This window comes from Streptomyces griseus subsp. griseus (assembly GCF_000720255.1).
GTDB classification, from domain to species: domain Bacteria; phylum Actinomycetota; class Actinomycetes; order Streptomycetales; family Streptomycetaceae; genus Streptomyces; species Streptomyces griseus_I.
The window spans coordinates 1-214 of the sequence record NZ_JOJE01000244.1 but is presented as its reverse complement, the minus strand read 5'-3'; the positions used below and the strand labels follow the sequence as shown (position 1 = coordinate 214).

General features: G+C 72.0%; 1 protein-coding gene. It reads right to left on the bottom strand.

Translation table 11 applies throughout. The features are described from left to right. The coding region (locus tag IG99_RS43975; protein WP_037684751.1) for a winged helix-turn-helix transcriptional regulator at positions 1–214 on the bottom strand (214 nt) is incomplete at both ends.

The window sequence follows — 214 nt, the reverse complement described above, 5'->3', positions numbered from 1 at the left end:
CAGGTCGTACTGCACCGTCGGCGGGCGGCTGGTGTGCACGGTGCGGGTGATCAGTCCGCCGGTTTCGAGGTCGCGCAGGGTCTGCGCGAGCATCTTGTCGCTGACGCCGCCGGCCCGCCGGCGCAGCTCGGACCAGCGTTGCGGGCCCTCCATGAGGTCGACCAGGACCAGGGTGGCCCACCGGGCGGTGACCAGGTCGAACAGCTGCCTGCTC